This is a genomic window from Dyella japonica DSM 16301 (assembly GCF_001010355.1).
GTDB lineage: Bacteria > Pseudomonadota > Gammaproteobacteria > Xanthomonadales > Rhodanobacteraceae > Dyella > Dyella japonica.
On record NZ_JPLA01000098.1, the window covers coordinates 1 to 343 of the forward strand.

General features: G+C 42.3%; 1 protein-coding gene. It reads right to left on the bottom strand.

What is annotated here, in order from left to right:
- Positions 1-343 (bottom strand): 6-carboxytetrahydropterin synthase (locus tag Y882_RS19505; protein WP_211259217.1); only part of this gene is annotated, 343 nt, incomplete at both ends.

Consider the following 343-nt stretch of genomic DNA (forward strand, 5'->3'; position numbering starts at 1 on the left):
CACGTCAACCATATATGCAGCTAAGTTTTCCGCAGTTGGGTTGAACGGTAGAGCTACCAATGAATTAACGAAAGGATCATAATCTTCATCCTTTACTAGATTATTTTCACGTGCGAACTCAGTTGATGCAACAACAATAAGCGAATTAATTACGCTGTCATGTTCCCAATGCAGGAACTTATGATCCCAATTATCTTCCAACCACTGACACAGCGTAGTTTTAACCACACTAAAGTCGATCACGCGCCCAACGTTGTCCAGTCCGTCCTCAACCAGCTTTCCTCGTGTTACTACTTTTCCGCATCCATGTTTCGGTGCAACCTTAAAGTGAAACTTATAGTTG